The 15,707-nt window shown below is 56.1% G+C and carries 14 protein-coding genes and 1 pseudogene; 12 read left to right on the top strand and 3 right to left on the bottom strand.

Going from position 1 to position 15,707, the window contains the following annotated elements:
- Window positions 1-189 precede the first annotated feature (189 nt).
- From QMG93_RS32810 to QMG93_RS32830, 5 genes are all read left to right on the top strand, one after another.
- Window positions 190-1,539, top strand: a complete 1,350-nt coding sequence (locus tag QMG93_RS32810) for an extracellular solute-binding protein (protein WP_281944096.1) — start codon at window positions 190-192, stop codon at window positions 1,537-1,539.
- Between the two features lie 175 nt (window positions 1,540-1,714).
- Window positions 1,715-2,596, top strand: a complete 882-nt coding sequence (locus QMG93_RS32815) for a carbohydrate ABC transporter permease (RefSeq protein ID WP_413789366.1) — start codon at window positions 1,715-1,717, stop codon at window positions 2,594-2,596.
- A gap of 19 nt (window positions 2,597-2,615) precedes the next feature.
- Window positions 2,616-3,503 carry a carbohydrate ABC transporter permease gene (locus QMG93_RS32820; protein ID WP_281944069.1) on the top strand — a complete coding sequence of 296 codons (888 nt, stop codon included), beginning with the start codon at window positions 2,616-2,618 and terminating at the stop codon, window positions 3,501-3,503.
- A gap of 95 nt (window positions 3,504-3,598) precedes the next feature.
- The gene (locus QMG93_RS32825) at window positions 3,599-5,410 is read left to right on the top strand and encodes a sensor histidine kinase (RefSeq protein WP_281944071.1); all 1,812 of its coding nucleotides are present in this window, start codon (window positions 3,599-3,601) and stop codon (window positions 5,408-5,410) included.
- Complete coding sequence (locus tag QMG93_RS32830; RefSeq protein WP_281944073.1) at window positions 5,407-6,591, top strand: response regulator; 1,185 nt, start codon at window positions 5,407-5,409, stop codon at window positions 6,589-6,591. Before QMG93_RS32825 ends, QMG93_RS32830 begins: the two co-directional genes overlap by 4 nt.
- A gap of 6 nt (window positions 6,592-6,597) precedes the next feature.
- On the opposite strand, the pseudogene QMG93_RS32835 reads toward QMG93_RS32830, so the two are convergent.
- Window positions 6,598-6,936 (bottom strand): annotated as a pseudogene (locus tag QMG93_RS32835) (DUF3147 family protein).
- Window positions 6,920-7,342, bottom strand: coding sequence for a MarR family winged helix-turn-helix transcriptional regulator (locus QMG93_RS32840; protein WP_281944075.1), 423 nt, complete (start codon window positions 7,340-7,342; stop codon window positions 6,920-6,922). The pseudogene QMG93_RS32835 and the gene QMG93_RS32840 overlap by 17 nt, the downstream one beginning before the upstream one ends.
- A gap of 159 nt (window positions 7,343-7,501) precedes the next feature.
- Here QMG93_RS32840 and QMG93_RS32845 point away from each other — a divergent pair, with 159 nt between their 5' ends.
- Window positions 7,502-9,478 (top strand): hypothetical protein, encoded by a 1,977-nt coding sequence (locus QMG93_RS32845; RefSeq protein WP_281944076.1) that lies wholly within the window; start codon window positions 7,502-7,504, stop codon window positions 9,476-9,478.
- 551 nt (window positions 9,479-10,029) lie between these two features.
- Here QMG93_RS32845 and QMG93_RS32850 read toward each other — a convergent pair.
- Complete coding sequence (locus QMG93_RS32850; RefSeq protein ID WP_281944078.1) at window positions 10,030-10,299, bottom strand: hypothetical protein; 270 nt, start codon at window positions 10,297-10,299, stop codon at window positions 10,030-10,032.
- An 85-nt stretch (window positions 10,300-10,384) separates the two neighbouring features.
- Between QMG93_RS32850 and QMG93_RS32855 the strand changes: the two genes are divergently transcribed.
- The 6 genes from QMG93_RS32855 to QMG93_RS32880 all read left to right on the top strand — a co-directional run bounded on the left by QMG93_RS32855 (window position 10,385) and on the right by QMG93_RS32880 (window position 15,295).
- A complete protein-coding gene (locus QMG93_RS32855; RefSeq protein WP_281944080.1) occupies window positions 10,385-11,824 on the top strand; it encodes an RtcB family protein in 1,440 nt (479 codons plus the stop codon).
- 44 nt (window positions 11,825-11,868) lie between these two features.
- Window positions 11,869-13,188 (top strand): AAA family ATPase, encoded by a 1,320-nt coding sequence (locus tag QMG93_RS32860; protein WP_281944082.1) that lies wholly within the window; start codon window positions 11,869-11,871, stop codon window positions 13,186-13,188.
- 78 nt (window positions 13,189-13,266) lie between these two features.
- Complete coding sequence (locus QMG93_RS32865) at window positions 13,267-13,914, top strand: pyridoxamine 5'-phosphate oxidase family protein (RefSeq protein ID WP_281944084.1); 648 nt, start codon at window positions 13,267-13,269, stop codon at window positions 13,912-13,914.
- 30 nt (window positions 13,915-13,944) lie between these two features.
- Complete coding sequence (locus QMG93_RS32870; RefSeq protein WP_281944086.1) at window positions 13,945-14,532, top strand: hypothetical protein; 588 nt, start codon at window positions 13,945-13,947, stop codon at window positions 14,530-14,532.
- 123 nt (window positions 14,533-14,655) lie between these two features.
- Window positions 14,656-14,964, top strand: coding sequence for a hypothetical protein (locus tag QMG93_RS32875; protein WP_281944088.1), 309 nt, complete (start codon window positions 14,656-14,658; stop codon window positions 14,962-14,964).
- Window positions 14,965-14,968: 4 nt separating this feature from the next.
- Complete coding sequence (locus QMG93_RS32880) at window positions 14,969-15,295, top strand: hypothetical protein (protein WP_281944089.1); 327 nt, start codon at window positions 14,969-14,971, stop codon at window positions 15,293-15,295.
- Window positions 15,296-15,707 lie beyond the last annotated feature (412 nt).

Below are 15,707 nucleotides of genomic sequence, written 5' to 3' on the forward strand. Positions count from 1 at the left end.
AAGTACTCGTCTATCCATCTCCCACATCCTTCCCCAAGTCCCGCCATACCCTCGCCTCTCCCGCCTCGTCCCCGCCCCCCCCCCCCCGACCACCTGAAAAAATCAAACCTCATTCCTGAAGTTCATGCATTGTTCGATCGGACCGTATCCGCCATAATGAGCTTATTAAACTAGAGGGGGAAACGAATGATGGCAAAAGCGATGAAGTGGGCGCAGGTCGCCTTGGCAGGGTCGCTGGCCGTAAGTCTCGCCGCGTGCGGAACGGATGCAAATAAACCGGCGGCAGGCAGCGGCGGCGCAGGGTCAAGTGGAGAGGCGGCGAAGGAGAAGGACAAGTCGGGCGCGGTGACGATTACCTTCCAGAACATTTATCCGGACCCGACCGCACCGAATCATAAAATCATGAAAAAGATCGTCGCGGATTACACCGCAGCGCATCCGAATATTAAGATCGAGCTGGATTCCCTCAATACCGACCAGCAAAAGCTGAAGCTCAAAACACAAGCCGCAGCCAAAGAAGTGCCAGACATCACGATTGTGAACCCCGCCGCCCAGATGAAACCGTTCGTCGATGCGGGCCTGCTCGCGCCGCTGAACGATATGCTTGACCAGAACGGGCTGAAGGACACGTTCCAAAAAGGCATCCTCGACTACTATTCGTTTAACAATAATGTGTATGCGCTTCCGGACGGCAACAATATTTCGCTCGTCTTCTACAACAAAGAACTGTTCAGCCAGGCGGGCGTAGAAGTGCCGAAGACGTTCGAAGAGATGATCGAAGTCGTCAAGAAGCTGAAAGCCAAAGGCATTACGCCGATCGCCATCGGGGAAAAGGACAGCTGGACCGGGTCGTTCCTGTTCATGAACATGCTGCTTCGCACGAATAACGGTCCCGGCTTCCTAAAGGACGTGCTGGACAAAAAGAAGACGTTCGGCGATCCGGCGTTTACCGAGGCGGTAAGCAAGTTCCAGGACCTGGTGCAGGCAGGCGCCTTCCAGGAAGGGGCGACCTCGTTCGACTACAATGCGGGAGAGAACCTGTTCAAGACGGGCAAAAGCGCGATGTATTTTATGGGAAGCTGGGTCACCGGCGCGATCGACGATTCGTCGGTCAAGGGCAAAGTCGGCGTCTTCAAGTTCCCGACCGTGGGGGGCAAGGGTAACCCGGATCAGTACATGATCGCTCCCGGCAGCGCCTTCGCCGTATCGGCAACGAGCAAGCATCTGAAGGAGACGAAGGAATTCCTCAATTACTTCATGGTCAACTTCCCGAAGGTTTCCTTCGAGATGAAGAACGCCGTAGGGCTCGGGCAAAAGGTGGAAGGCGACTTCAAGGGGGCCGGCTATTCGCAGCTTGCGATGGATGTCCTTGAGATGTTCAAGAACATACAGGGCGGCGATCTCGCCTTTGATAATACGATGAATCCGGGAACGGCGCAGGCGCATTTGACCAGCATCCAGAATTTGTTCGTCCAGAAAAAAGATCCGAAGGATGTCGCCAAGGAGCATCAGACCGCCTTCGAAACGAACAACAAATAACGACGATACGACCACCAGATTCGAAAGCAAGGATATTGCCGCAGCGCGCGCCGGAGAGGCGCGCGTTCCCTTGCCGGACAAGAAAACGAAACCAATAGGTTTCGCTTCAACTATCTCATGCTCCACACTACCCGTCACATTTTCCCAAAGGAGGTGCCCTTGAGCCGTGCATGCCATGAAGGTTTCCCCGCGGACGATCGCCGTCTTCGTTCTTCCCTGCTTGCTGCTCTATATCGGTCTGGTGTTCGTGCCGATCCTTGTGTCGTTCTACAGCGCCATGCTGGATTGGAACGGCATCGGCGAAGCACGGTTTATCGGGCTGGACAATTTCAAGGAGCTGTTTACGAAGGATGCGGTGTTTTGGCCGTCCGTAGGCCGCACGCTGATGTTCGCTTTATTTTCCATGGCGGAGATTCCGATCGCGCTGTTCGTCGCTATCCTGATCAGCCGTTATGTGCGCAAGCCTAATTTTCTCGTCTCCAGCTACTTTCTGCCGGTCATTTTATCCGTTGTCGTCGTAGGGCAATTATGGAAAACGGTTTACAATCCCGCTTCGCTCGGAGGCATGCTGAACCAACTGCTGATGATGGTCGGCTTGGATTCGTGGGCCAAGCCGTGGCTGACCGATCCGAATACGGCGATGATCGCGCTGTATTTCGTCGCGCTGTGGCAGTATCTCGGTTACCATGTACTGATCCAGTTCACGGGTATCCAGAACATTCCGTCCGAAATCTACGAAGCGGCGCGGATCGACGGGGCGGAGGGCTTTACGGCGGACCGCTACATTACGTTCCCAATGGTCATCCCGATTTTTAAAATTTCGCTGGTGCTCGCGATCATCGGCTCGCTGCAAGCGTTCGATATGATCATGGTCATGACCGGGGGCGGTCCGGCCCATGCGACGGACGTGACGTCCACCCACATGTACAACATGTCGTTCCTGTCGATGCGGTACGGCTACGGCAGCGCAATGGCGGTATTTCTGGTTATCGAATGTCTGGCTGCTACGCTGCTGCTGAATGTCGTATTCCGGCGGATCGAGAGCAAGCTATCTTAAGGGCAGGAGGGACGTTCCGATGTCGATAAATTCATCCCCGAATGCAGCCGTACAGCGAACTTCCGTACGCCTGCGGAGCAAGACGATCAAGTGGAAAAAGGCGGCGGTGCTGCCGTTCCTGTCCGTCCTGTTCGTCACGCAATTGTATCCGCTCGTCTGGCTGGTGCTGTATTCGTTCAAAACGAACGAAGAAATATTGGACGGCAGCTTCTTTTCCTTGCCCCGCGAGCTGCGGTGGCAGAACTACAAGGATGCCTACGAGGGAGGGCATTACCTGCAATATTTGTTCAACAGCCTGCTCGTTACTTCGGTAACGGTGGCATCGGTTATTGTCCTAAGCGCGATGGTCGCTTATGCGATCACGCGATTTCGCTGGCGCTACGGCACGCTGGTCATGACGGTGTTTCTGATCGGCATCATGATTCCGCTTCAGGCCACGCTGTTGCCGCTCATGATCATTTTCAAAAACATCGGCATTCTCAATACGCATTTGGCTTTGATCTTGCCCTACATTACGTTCTCGACTCCGATTGCGGTGTTCGTCTTGAGCGGGTTCATGAAATCGATCCCATACGAAATCGAAGAGTCCGCCATCATGGACGGGGCCAGCGTGTACCGGACGTTCCGCAGCATCATTATGCCGGTCTCCGTTCCGCCGATCATGACGGTGTGCATCCTGACCTTTATCTCGATCTGGAACGAGTACATTTTGGCGGCGACGTTCATTTCGTCGGAGAAGCTCAAGACGCTGCCTTTCGGCGTCAACAGCTTCATCGGGCAATATTCGGTCAATTACGGCGCAATCGGGGCGCTTCTCGTGCTTGGGGCGCTGCCGGTGATCATCATTTATTTTGCGCTGTCGGAACGGATTACGAAAGGCATGGTGTCCGGAGCGGTGAAGGGGTAGGGTACGGAAGCAGGCGGAGGATAAACCCCATATTCGCCCTCCGAGCCCGCGTGATATGATAGGAACAGTGAGGATACGGAAAGGGGAGTTTCCGGTTGAAGCGAGGTCTTCATTCCATTCATACCCGTCTGTTTCTGCTGTTCCTGTTTTGCATGCTCGGGCTGCTGCTCATCGTCAGCGCGCTGTATTACAAGCGGACAACAGATCAACTGCACCAGAAGATCGGGGAGATCGCGCAAAAAAATTTTTCGCAAACGATGGACTTGTTCGACCTGCTGCTCAAAGGGTACGACAGCCTGACCAAGTCGCTGAACGGCAACCCGGATTTGCAGCGGCTGCTGCAGGCGCCGCCGACGCAGGATTCCGCGCTGCGCATGATCAACGAACGGACGATCACGAATCTGATCGGGGCGATCTATTACTCGCGGGAGGATACGATCGGCATTCATGTCGTGGCGAATTCGGGCGTGATCTACAGCTACGGCAACTCGATGAGCGTCATCGACCCCGGCTTCGCGAATTCCTCGTGGTACCGGAGCATACGCGAATCGTCCGGCGAAATGGTGTGGTTCGGCGTCAAGGAGCACTCGATCATCGATCAAGCGGAGAAAAGGTCCGTGTTCGCCTTCGGGCGGCCGCTCTACGATCTGCATGAGCACCGGCCGATCGGCATCGTGCTTATCGAGACGGACCCGAAACCGATTTTGTCGGGGCTTGCCAATCTGAGCTTGAGCCCGCGGAGCGAGGTCTATATCCTGTCGAAGGCGAAGCAGGTGATGGCCGTGTTCGCACAGACGCCGAAGGAGCTTTCCGTCGCGGACTATTGGAGCGATACGCTTGGCGAAGGCGAGGTCCGGGTCGATCCGCAGGCGGGGCGTCTGATCGTCGCCTCCAAGCCGTCCACGGCGGATTGGCAGGTCGTCAGCTCGACGCCGGATACCGATCTGAACGTGGAGCAGGATCAGATGAAGCGCTTTTTGCTGCTGGTCATCTCCGTGCTCGTCGTCGTCTCGACGGCGCTGGCGACGTTCGTGTCGCGGACGATCTCGTCTCCGCTCAAGCGGCTCATTCAGCAGATGAGGCAGGTGGAGCGGGGCAATTTCCGCGGTCTGCTGCACGTCAAATCGTATGAAGAAATCAACATTCTGGTAGCGTCCTTCAACCAGATGGTCAACCGGATGGACGAATTGATCGAAAGAGTCAAAGCGGTGTCCATCAGCGAAAAAAATGCCCAGCTGCTGGCGCTGCAATCGCAGGTGAACCCGCATTTTCTATATAACACGCTCGATATGATCTATTGGATGCTCGACGAAAAAGGGAACGAACGACTCGGCAAAGTTGTGTTATCGCTTTCACATATGTTTCGCTACAGCAGCCATTGGGAAGGGTCCTCCGAGGTTCGGCTGCGCGACGAGCTGGAGCAGATCCGGGATTATCTGACGATCATCGAAGCGCGGCTCGAAGGCAGGGTCTCCGTCGAAATGGACGTCGCTCCGGCGTGGGAGCACATCCGGCTGCCGAAGATGACGTTACAGCCGGTGATCGAGAACGCGGTCAAGCACGGACTTGAGCGGCTGGACCGTCCCGGCGTGCTGCGTGTCTACGCGAAGGCGGATGACCGTCAGCTCCGGCTGTATGTGGAAGATAACGGAAGCGGCATGGAGCCGCATGTGCTCGATCGGCTGCGGCGTTCGCTCGGAACGAACGTCGTGCCGATGGGAGAAGAAGCTGCGGCGGAGAAGGCCGTGGAAGCGCGGCGCGGCGGGATCGGTCTGCAGAACGTGCACCGCCGGCTGGGGCTGATGTTCGGAGAAGCCTACGGGCTGCACATCGATAGCTCGCCGGGGATCGGAACGACGGTGACGATCTCGATGCCGCTGCCCGGGGAAGGGGGGACGGAAGCATGAAGCTGCTCATTGTGGATGACGAAAAGGTGATTCGGGAAGGGGTCAAACGCACGATACGGGGCGCGTTTCCGGACGCGGAAGTTCATTTGGCCGCCTCGCCGGAGGAAGCGGTGGAGACGCTGGCTTCCTGCCGGATCGACGTCGTGCTCACGGATATTTTGATGCCGGGGATGACCGGACTGGAGTTGATGCGGCTTACCCGGCGCAGGCATCCGCAGGTGAAATGGGTCGTCATCTCCGCGCACTCCGAATTTGCTTATGCGCAGGAAGCGGTCCGGCTCGGAGCCCGCGATTACCTGCTGAAGCCGATCGGCAAAGAGCGGCTGATCGAGCTGATTCATACGCTGCAAGAGGAGCTGCACCTAGAGCATGCCGTCTCGGCGGAAAGCCAGCTTTTGAAGCAAAGTCTGAAATATTTGCGCGAGGCGGTATTCCAGCGTTGGGCGGCGGGACTCGACATCGGCCGCTTCGACATGTCGGCTCTTCAGCGAAGCTACCCCGAATTTCATTTGGTCTTGGTCGCGCTGGGCAGTCCGGGGAAAGCGCATCTGGAGCATTTTATCGTCGACAACGTGCTATCCGAGCTGATCGAGATGCGGGGCGACGGATTCGCCGCCAGTCTGGACAGCCATCATTTGCTCGGGCTTGTGGCGCTGCGTCCGGGAACGGCGGTCGAAGCGTTCCATGAGGAGCTTCATACCCACTTGAAGCGCTATGTGAAGGTGCAATTCCAGATCGTTCACAGCGGGCTGGTGACGGATATCCGGTCGGTGCCGGAGCAGGTAAGACAGCTGCGCTCCCGGACGGCGGCGCCGGCGGTTTCGGCCGGGCGCGAGCCCTGCGGAGATAGCCCCGTCGAGGTGGCGCTGCAGTATATCCGCATGCATTTCCACAGCGACCTGTCCTTGGAGAAGGTGGCGTCCGTCGTGTATTTGAATCCGGTCTATTTCAGTCAGCTCTTCAAGCAAAAGACCGGCCAGGGGTACAAGGAATACGTGATCCACCTGCGGATGGAACGGGCCAAAGAATTGCTGCAGGACCCACAGCTTAGGCTCGCCGACGTGGCCGAGCGGATCGGCTATCAGGACATGCGGCATTTTACGCAGGTGTTCCGCAAAAAATTCATGCAGACGCCGACCGAGTTCCGGCAGCGCTTGGTGGCGGGAGAGGGGCGCGGCTGACAGCATTTAAGCCCAATGTTTGACGATCATGTCTTGGGCATATAAAGTGAGAAGCCAGCCTCCCGCCCCTAAAGCTAACGAGACAAACAGATGAAGAGAATGCTGCAAAGAGATGCCCACAATGACCAGCAGAACCACGGTTGCAGGAAGTCCGGATACGACGCCAAAAACAAATTTGCTTAACGTCTCCGTCGGTTCGCCCTGCATATAGAGCCACACGATGCTCAAAAGGCTAACGATGGGCAATGCCGCTATGATTCCGCCTTAGGCGGGAAATCTGCGCGCCACTTCCGTAATGATCCCGATAATGACCGCCGATACGAGCACTTTAACGATAGCGTACATGCTCCGCTTTCTCCTTCAATAAAGTAAATGCATCGATAACGGATTGCCGCTCTGCCTCCGTCATTTCCGCAAACAGAAGTTCGAGCTTTTCTTCATCGAGGCTGGAGTGACGGTGCAGCACTTCATTTCCCGTCTCGGTTAATTTAAGAACGACTTTGCGCTCGTCGGCTTTACTGCGCGCTTTACATACGTATTGTTTTTCCAACAGGCGTTTGATATGTTCGGATGCCGTGTTATGTGATAGTTCCATCGCTTCGGCAATGTCTTTGATGCCGGCCTCGATTTCTTTTTGAATGACCTGCATAATGCGAATGCTTTGGTGGGTGATCTTTTCTTTATGGTTATAGCGCAAATGGTAATAGATATCCGTCCATAATTGATTTAATTGGGCGATTTCATTGATCATTGCAGAATGAACGCTCCTTATATCGCATTTATAGATTATATCTTATATTACGATATAAATGGTAAGGAAGCAATGAAAGCACTTGGCCGCTATGGACAAAACAACCCCGGCGCATGATACAATGGCAGCATATGGATGACGGAGTACGGGAGTGAGAGGATGCCGGATTGGTCGTATCAGACGTTGTTTCGCCCGTTGTTGTTCGGACTGCCCGCCGAGACGGCGAGGGATTTCACGCTGGGAGCTATGGGACTGCTTAGCAGACTGCCAGGGGGGACGCTGGTTATCAAGACGCTTGGGCATATGGAGTCGCATCCGATCCTGGAAAGCGAAGCGTGCGGGGGGCTGCGCCTGAAATATCCCGTCGGTCTCAGCGGCGGACTGGACGTTCATGGCACGGCGCATCGGGCGCTGGCTCAATTCGGGTTTGGCTTTATCGAGATCGGCCCGGTGACGGTCCGGGAAGTAACGGACGACCGCCCGATTCGGAGAGAGGTGTCCGGCGAATCGCTGCTCTATCCGAACGTCGACGTGAACGAAGGGCTGGAAAAGCTCGCCGGGCGCATGCGGCGCAAGCAGGGGCACCGGCTGCCGCTGATGTTCCGGTTGCGGCCGATGCCCGGCGCATCGCCGGAACAGGCGCAGGCGGAGCTGCGGCTGATGATGGAGCGGCTCGCCCCATGGGCCGCCGCGTTCTACATCGACAGCGTCGATACGGGCTGGCCGCCGGAAGCGACGGCAGCGTATCTGAACGCGGTCCGGCAGGCGTCCCGGGAGGCAGCACCGGGGAAGCCGCTGCTGCTGTACGTGGCGCCGGACGATCCGGCGGAACGGCTGCAAGCGCTCTTCAGCCGGGTGGACGCGGCGGATTGGGAGGGCATCGTCGTGGGCGATGCCGTGCGGACGCCCGAGGGCTTCGTCATCGGGCGGGAGGCGCTTGCGCCGGGCGTGGAACGGGTGAAGCAGCTTCGGCAGCTTACCGGGCCGGAGCTGACGATCGTTTTGGCCGGGGGCATCCACGAGCCCCGGGACGCGCTTCTTGCGGTGGAAGCGGGGGCGGATTGCTTGCAGCTTCACAGCGGGCTGGTCTACTCCGGGCCGGGGCTGCCGAAGCGGATCAACGAGGCGCTGATCTACGAGAAGGTGCGGGAGACGGAAAGTCCGCCGGAAGCGTCCTTTTGGCGGGACTGGGGCTGGATGTGCCTGCTAGGTATCGGCATGGTTATCGGCGGCATTTTGGCCTGGATGATCGCGGCGACGACGGTCGTGCTGCCGTACGATGTGCTGTTTCTCGGCATGGATCAGACGATGCTCGGACAGGCGAACCGCTGGCTGCTCGGCTTTATGTCGCACGACCGGGTGACGCTGGCGGGAACGATGATCTCCATCGGCATCCTGTATTACCAATTGGCCCGGCACGGGCTGAGAAAAGGACTGCACTGGACGAAAACGGCCTTGATGACCTCCGGTCTGGTCGGCTTCAGCAGCTTTTTCCTGTACCTCGGGTACGGGTATTTTGACCCGCTGCATGCGCTGGCGGCGGCGGTGCTGCTGCCGATGTTCATTCTCTCCATGCGGGCGCGGGCCGACCGGCCTTCGTACGATCCGCCGAATCTGGCGAACGACCGGATCTGGCGGCGCGCCCAATGGGGCCAGCTTCTGTTCGTCACGCTCGGCTTCGCGCTTGCCGTCGGCGGCGTCGTGATTGCAGGCGTCGGAATCACCTTCGTCTTCGTCCCGACGGACCTTGCTTATTTATGCGCTTCGGCGGAGATGCTCGCGGACATCAACGACCGCTTGGTCCCGCTGATCGCGCACGACCGGGCAGGCTTCGGCGGCGCTCTGTTCTCGAACGCCCTCGCGGTGCTGATCATCGCTTTGTGGGGCATCGGGCAAGGCCAGCGCTGGGTCTGGTGGACGCTGCTGCTGGGCGGCTTTCCCGGCTTTCTGGCGGGACTAAGCGTGCATTTTCAAATCGGCTACACCGATTTCGTTCATCTGCTTCCTGCGTACTTCGCTTTTCTGCTGTATGTCGGCGGCTTGATTTTGCTGTACCCGTATCTGATGCGGCGGCCCGTGCGAAGCGGGATTCATGGCGGCAGGTCAATTCAGGCGCTGCCTGTATCCGATAGATGATCGGTGGGAGCAGTTGCCGCCCGTATACGATCCGTGCTGGGGACGCGCTTTTGTAACGGCTATCCGTTGCGAGAGCGCTTTTTTCTGCGTTGGCCCAAGATGCGTGCTGCCCTAGCGGCTCGCCGCGATAGAGGAACGTGGATGCCTTATTTGGCTGTATTGGCTGGAGTCAACACGATAAAGGAACTGCGATGCGTTATGTCCGCCGAAACTGGCAAAGGTGATAAAATTCGACATGAATAACGAACGTGTGTTCCTCTATATTCCTGCTGCCAGCTCTCCTAACCTTCATAACGCATCAGAGTTCCTCTATTACGGAGACGCATGGGAGAGGCGGGGGTTTAACCTACTTTCACCATGGGTTGAAGAGCCGGGAACGGGAGCAAGCAGCTCCGAGTAGCCCCAAACATCCCCAAACAGTCGCAAACAGCCGCAAAAGCTCCCTCATGTAACCGCAAACTCTCCTGTCTCATTTAGCAGTGCAATAGAAAAAACAAATATAACTAATAAATAGTTTTTATATTATGGTTGACAAAGTTTCCCTCCCGCGTTTATGATAACCGTATCTTGAATGGAGAAAGGAGGCCGATCCACATGATCCGCCATGGTGTTTTGTTGTCCGACTGTTTGAGCGACAATCGCATACCGGAATTCGTTCCATCGGCCTCTACGGGCCCGACGTAAGCGAGAGCAACCCCCGGCACGTTCGTTTCATGTACGTTCCGGCAGGGTCCTTCGTTTGCATCGACATAAACGGCATGAAGAGCGGCGCAGTGAGCTGCGAGCTGCTCCATGCCATCGTACGCATAGACGCGCGACATGACGACCGTAGGCTTATGGCTTACGGTCTTTTTGCATTCATTTTTACCGGAATCCGAGAAACAGGAAGGAAGTTTGTCATCATATATGTTTACTTACAACGATCAACCAAACGAAAAATATTACCGCAAGGTCCAACTGCCGGCGGGCGATCTGCACGTTTTTGCCGGGAACCAGCTGTTCGAAGCGCTGGATTACAAAGTGTTCGACATGGCCAACAACAATCTGCAAATTCCGAACCGGCTCTACATGAGCTATACGCCGGATGTGCACGTAGGCGTCGGTACGTGCATCGGCACAACGGCGGTGTGGGAGGCCGCGAACGGCTATGTCTCCCCGTCGATTGTCGGCAGCGATATCGGCTGCGGGATGCGCGTTCACCTGACGAATCTGCACCGGGACGATCTGCAGGAGGTGAAGCTGCGGCGCAAGCTGGTCAAGGCGATCGAGAAGCTGCTTCCGGCCGAAGAGCATGCCCGCGGGCACTTCTCGGACATCCGGCTGGAGCACGTGCTGCGCAAAGGGCTGCACGGTCTCCCCAAAAAGTATATCCCAGACGGCTACACGCCGAAGAAAGCGACGTCGCTCACGCATGTCGAGCACAGCAAGTTTGCTTTTGACGAATCGCACTTGGATCGCCTGCCCGAGATGTACTGGCACCGGTCCCACCGGCAGCTTGGGACACTCGGGAGCGGGAACCATTTTGCCGAAATCCAGGCAATTGAGATTCACGAGGATAACCGGGCCATTGCCGAAAAATGGGGGCTGCGCGACGGTCAGATTATCGTCATGATCCACTCCGGCTCGCGGGCTTGGGGCGGCGCGGTCAGCCAGTACGGCGGCTCCGAGATCGGCAAATGGATGCGCCGCACAGGGACGGGAACGGCCGATCCGCGGCTGATCTTTGCCCCGCTGGACAGCGAGGCGGCCGAGGCTTACGTCCATCTGATGTATTCCGCGCTGAATTATGCCGTCACGAACCGGCACCTGATCGCATACGCCATCCGGGAAGCGTTCCGGGACGTCTGCGGCTCGAAGTTCGAAATGACGACGCTGTACGATCTGATGCACAACTACGCATGGGAAGAAACGCATGGCGGCACGCCTTTATTCGTGCACCGCAAAGGGGCGACGCGGGCGCTGCCGGCGCAGCATCCGGACAATCCGGAGCCGTATCTGGCGACCGGCCACCCGGCCTTGATCCCCGGGTCCATGGGCACCTCGTCGTATTTGATGGTCGGTCAGCCCGGCGGGGAGTGCAACTATTACTCGATCTGCCACGGCGCCGGCCGGATTCGCTCGCGCAGCGCGACGAAACGGCTGGTGACCGTCGATCAATTCGAATCGTCGCTGCGCGTCGGAACGGCGGACGAAATCGTCGTCAACCAGCGCATGCTGGAGTCGATCATCGACGAATCGCCGCAGGCGTACAAGGACGTCGATCAGATCATCGAGAGCGTGGTCGGAGCCGGGCTAGCATCCGTCGTCGCCAAATGCAAACCGCTGGCGAGCATCAAGGGTGTTTAATATCGAATTAATCCAAAAATAGGAAACGAGGAAATAGTTCTACTATGAGTTCTGTTATTAAAATAAATGAAAAAGCAAATCATCCGCAGCCGATCATTACCGCTTCCGGCGACGGCATACCAGGTCTCGATATCGTCGAATACGGCGATTACGCCTTCGTCATTCAGTCGATCCAAGCCCGATTGGAGGGGCAGTACCGGGCCCGTTTTCAGCTATATGTCCAAGAAGATTACGGGCAGGATCTTTGGGATCAATTGGAGCGCGACATCCAGGCGGACAATCCCGAGGTCGAGCGGCTTTGTGCCGTCTTCGATACGGTGGAGGCTCGCACGTTCACGTTCGGAGACGCGATGGAAGGGGAAGGCCCGCGCATGTTCCCGTCGCTGCGCAACAACGTGTTCGTCTACCCGCGATTCCGGGTGGCCATGGCGCGGGTACCGATGTTCCGGCAGCATGGCATTTCCTGCGAGGATTTCATATGGGCCGAATCCGACGCGGGCCTGGCCGAATTCTTGAAGGACATGTCCCGTCGGCAGCGGCAGTACGACCGGGAGCAGGTGACCGTATTCAAGGATACCCGCGACGGGCTGGACCGTGAGCGCGAATCGTTGACGCGGGGCGTAAAGCGTGACGAAGTGGTGATGAACGAAGGTGTGAAAACGGAAATTTACCGTTCTATCGACGAGTTTTTCGCGCAGGACCGGCACTTTTTCCAAACGTACGGTCTCCCCTACAAGCGGGGCATTCTGCTGTACGGCAAGCCGGGCAACGGTAAAACGACCTTGGTCAAATCGATCGCGGGCAGTGTGGACGCGCCGGTCGCTTATTGGCACATTACCGAGTACACAACCAGCGACTCGATCCAGGAGGTGTTCGAAGCGGCTGTCCGCATGGCCCCGATGGTGCTCGTGATCGAAGATATCGATTCCATGCCGGAGTCGGCGCGGTCTTATTTTCTGAACACGCTTGATGGGGCGACTTCGAAGGAAGGCATTTTCCTGATCGGGACGACGAACTATCCGGAGAAAATCGACCCGGCGCTGATGAACCGTGCGGGCCGTTTCGACCGGGCCTACGAAATCAAGCTGCCAGATGAAGAGCAGCGCCGCAGCTATCTGCTGTTGAAGCGGCTGCACGAGCTTCTCGACGACGAAGCGGTCGCGGTGGCGGCGAGAGCGACGGAAGGATTCACCTTCGCGCAGCTCGGCGAGCTGTATGTGTTGGCGGCGCTGCGCAAGCATTACGAGCATACCGTCGATGTGGAGCAGCTTGTGCGCGAGATGAATGCGGAGCTTGGCAAAGGCCGCACCCAGTTGTGGCATTCCGATCAAAAATCGTCCAGGGTCGGGTTTACGACTGGCTGAGTGTCATCGGAAGGGTCGCCCTCGTTTGCCGGAACGTGTTACAATGAGCTTACATTTCTGGAAACGAGGGTGATCGGTATGGAGCAAGTATTTCGGGAGCGGATCACGACGGAAGAGCAGCTGGAAGCCTTGCTTCCGGTCTTGGGAGGAGCACCGAGCAAGCTGGTGAAGGACAAAGTCATCCACGCGCTTGATCCTCACGCCAAAGCGTTTATTGCCAAAGCGCCGTTTGTCGCCGTCGCGACGGCTGACGCCGAGGGACATTGCGATGTTTCGCCGCGCGGCGATGCGCCAGGGTTCGTGCATGTGCTGGACGACCGGCATTTGTTCATCCCGGAGCGCCCCGGCAACCGCCGGATGGACACCATTCATAACATTATCGCCAATCCGCATATCGGTCTGATTTTCATCATCCCCGGTTTGGAAGAAACGTTCCGGGTAAACGGGAAAGCCTGTGTCACCCGCGACCCGGAGTTGCTCAAGCTGACCGCCGTCAACGGACGGGAGCCGCTGGTCGGCATCGGCGTCGAGGTGGAGGAGTGCTACATGCACTGTGCCAAAGCGTTCAAGCGGTCCGGGCTGTGGAAGCCGGACTCCTGGCTGCCGGAGGGCGATCGGCCGTCCCCTGCGCAGATCCTCGCCGCCCATGTCAAGGGCAGAATGGAGATTACGGCGGATGAGGTAGATCAAATGCTGCAGGAGAGCTACACGAAGCGGTTGTATTAATTTAGAGGTATTGGGGGCAAAGGTGAGAAAATGAAGAATCAAGTGCTTTCAAGCCAAACGATTCAGCTTGAGCGAAATCAGGTAAGTTTTTTGGGTCCGAACCTGGAGATGCACGATTGCACCGTAATTTCGGAGGCTGATACGAAAGGCTTGACTTTTGTCGGACTGAGGATGCACGGAGGGATTTTCCATCAGAAGCGAGCTTTGAAGGACTTTCACTTTCATGGCGCACATTTCTCGCGTGTCAGGTTTACGGGCAATTATCTGGGCTGCGATTTTGGCGACTGGGATGACATAAACAGATCATCTGTATCCGAGTGTGATTTTTCATCTGCGCGAATGCACGGGTGCCGTTTGTTAAATTGTGACATGAAGGGGATTCATATTCCCAAATGGCCATGCTTTTGCTTATCTAATCCGGCGGAAGCACGGGATTTTGTGAACTCACGATCATGGCCGAAAAAGATCGGCCTGAATTTGGATGTTTTTACGGATGAGGATCGGGAATGTGTCGCTACGTTTGGTGATGCCAGTGTGCTGGCCAAGGAAAGCGGCTTGCCTTTGAGTGAAGTGCGTTCGCTATTAATGGTAATACCGGGAATTCATATTATTGACTGATTTTTAGCCGTTTTCTGAATGACCCTTGCATAGATGAAAGATATGCAGTTTTTAATTTAGAGGTTGAAACGCACAAAGGCTGCCGGGAGAGCGGCCTTTTTGTGTGATCGGGGTGAGGGATTCGTGAAATCGTTTGGCAAAGACACGAAAAAGATTACGGTAAACGGTTGTTTGTTTCATTGTGTGATTAATCCATTTCCGCGTAATGAAGATGTCGGCTTTAGAGTGTATTCTTCGAAAACTTCCTTTTTTGAAGTTCGCTTTTCGTGGAAGGGCACCTGGTACATCAACCTGCATCGGCCGCATACGTGCGCCAGCTTGATTAAATATGCCATTGAGCAGGGATGGGACTTTGCCCAAGAGAAGCAAACGATGAAAATTGAACAAGGTGATTTTCTTATTGATAAATTAGGGTTAGATGAGCGGGGGTGAACAGGTGACGTTAAGAAACAAAGGGTCCCGGAAAATCGTTGTAGGAAACGAACCATATCGCTGGGTTATCTCCGCAGCTTCAAAAGGACATCTTGCCTTAATTGCGGAACACGGGCAGGAAAAAGGGCGGAGGCTTCAAGTAAATATCGAATCGGATATCAATGATTATTGGTTGGAGTTTCCATACGTGGACAGCTTGAACTTGAAGATTGTTACGCCGAAGGAAGTGGCAACGATGATTTCTCAAGCCATCGAACAAGGATGGAATCCTAAAGAGAAGGGGCCGCCGATGGTTTTCGATTGGAGCGAGGAAGTGTTGGCTGGAAGGTAAAACACGAACTTCATTATTGATGGAAGGAGACCCGGGTTTCAGTGGCATACTCCCGAGGGAGATGCTTGCTCCCGGACTGGCTTGACAAATTGGGATTATCCCAAGCTGAATATTCTCGCCGTTCCGGTCGATCCAAACGAGTTATTTCGCATTTTTGCAACGATACACGCGTTATGCTGGGGGTATGCTGCTTTGGTTGGGGAAGTATCGTAAAAGTACCGCACCAGCTTATCAATTGGCTGGCAGGCCTTAATCATGGGAGGATGCTATGGTCGATGAACTAAATCGGTTGCTCGAAGATTTACACGATCTTCAAACTTACTGGAGTACCGAAAATTTCCCATGCTAGACCAGAAGAAGTATATGCTGTTGATCGCATGTTTGTATGAGAAAGAGTCCCAGCCCACTTAAT

This window comes from Paenibacillus tyrphae (assembly GCF_027925525.1).
Lineage (GTDB): Bacteria > Bacillota > Bacilli > Paenibacillales > NBRC-103111 > Paenibacillus_G > Paenibacillus_G tyrfis_B.

Excerpts from the sequence above, each read along its gene's own strand:
- QMG93_RS32850 (WP_281944078.1), bottom strand. The coding sequence starts at position 10,299 with ATGTCGCGCGTCTATGCGTACGATGGCATGGAGCAGCTCGCAGCTCAC.
- QMG93_RS32865 (WP_281944084.1), top strand. The coding sequence starts at position 13,267 with ATGGAGCAAGTATTTCGGGAGCGGATCACGACGGAAGAGCAGCTGGAA.
- QMG93_RS32840 (WP_281944075.1), bottom strand. The coding sequence starts at position 7,342 with ATGATCAATGAAATCGCCCAATTAAATCAATTATGGACGGATATCTAT.
- QMG93_RS32855 (WP_281944080.1), top strand. The coding sequence starts at position 10,385 with ATGTTTACTTACAACGATCAACCAAACGAAAAATATTACCGCAAGGTC.
- QMG93_RS32870 (WP_281944086.1), top strand. The coding sequence starts at position 13,945 with ATGAAGAATCAAGTGCTTTCAAGCCAAACGATTCAGCTTGAGCGAAAT.
- QMG93_RS32815 (WP_413789366.1), top strand. The coding sequence starts at position 1,715 with ATGAAGGTTTCCCCGCGGACGATCGCCGTCTTCGTTCTTCCCTGCTTG.
- QMG93_RS32810 (WP_281944096.1), top strand. The coding sequence starts at position 190 with ATGGCAAAAGCGATGAAGTGGGCGCAGGTCGCCTTGGCAGGGTCGCTG.
- QMG93_RS32845 (WP_281944076.1), top strand. The coding sequence starts at position 7,502 with ATGCCGGATTGGTCGTATCAGACGTTGTTTCGCCCGTTGTTGTTCGGA.
- QMG93_RS32860 (WP_281944082.1), top strand. The coding sequence starts at position 11,869 with ATGAGTTCTGTTATTAAAATAAATGAAAAAGCAAATCATCCGCAGCCG.
- QMG93_RS32820 (WP_281944069.1), top strand. The coding sequence starts at position 2,616 with ATGTCGATAAATTCATCCCCGAATGCAGCCGTACAGCGAACTTCCGTA.
- QMG93_RS32830 (WP_281944073.1), top strand. The coding sequence starts at position 5,407 with ATGAAGCTGCTCATTGTGGATGACGAAAAGGTGATTCGGGAAGGGGTC.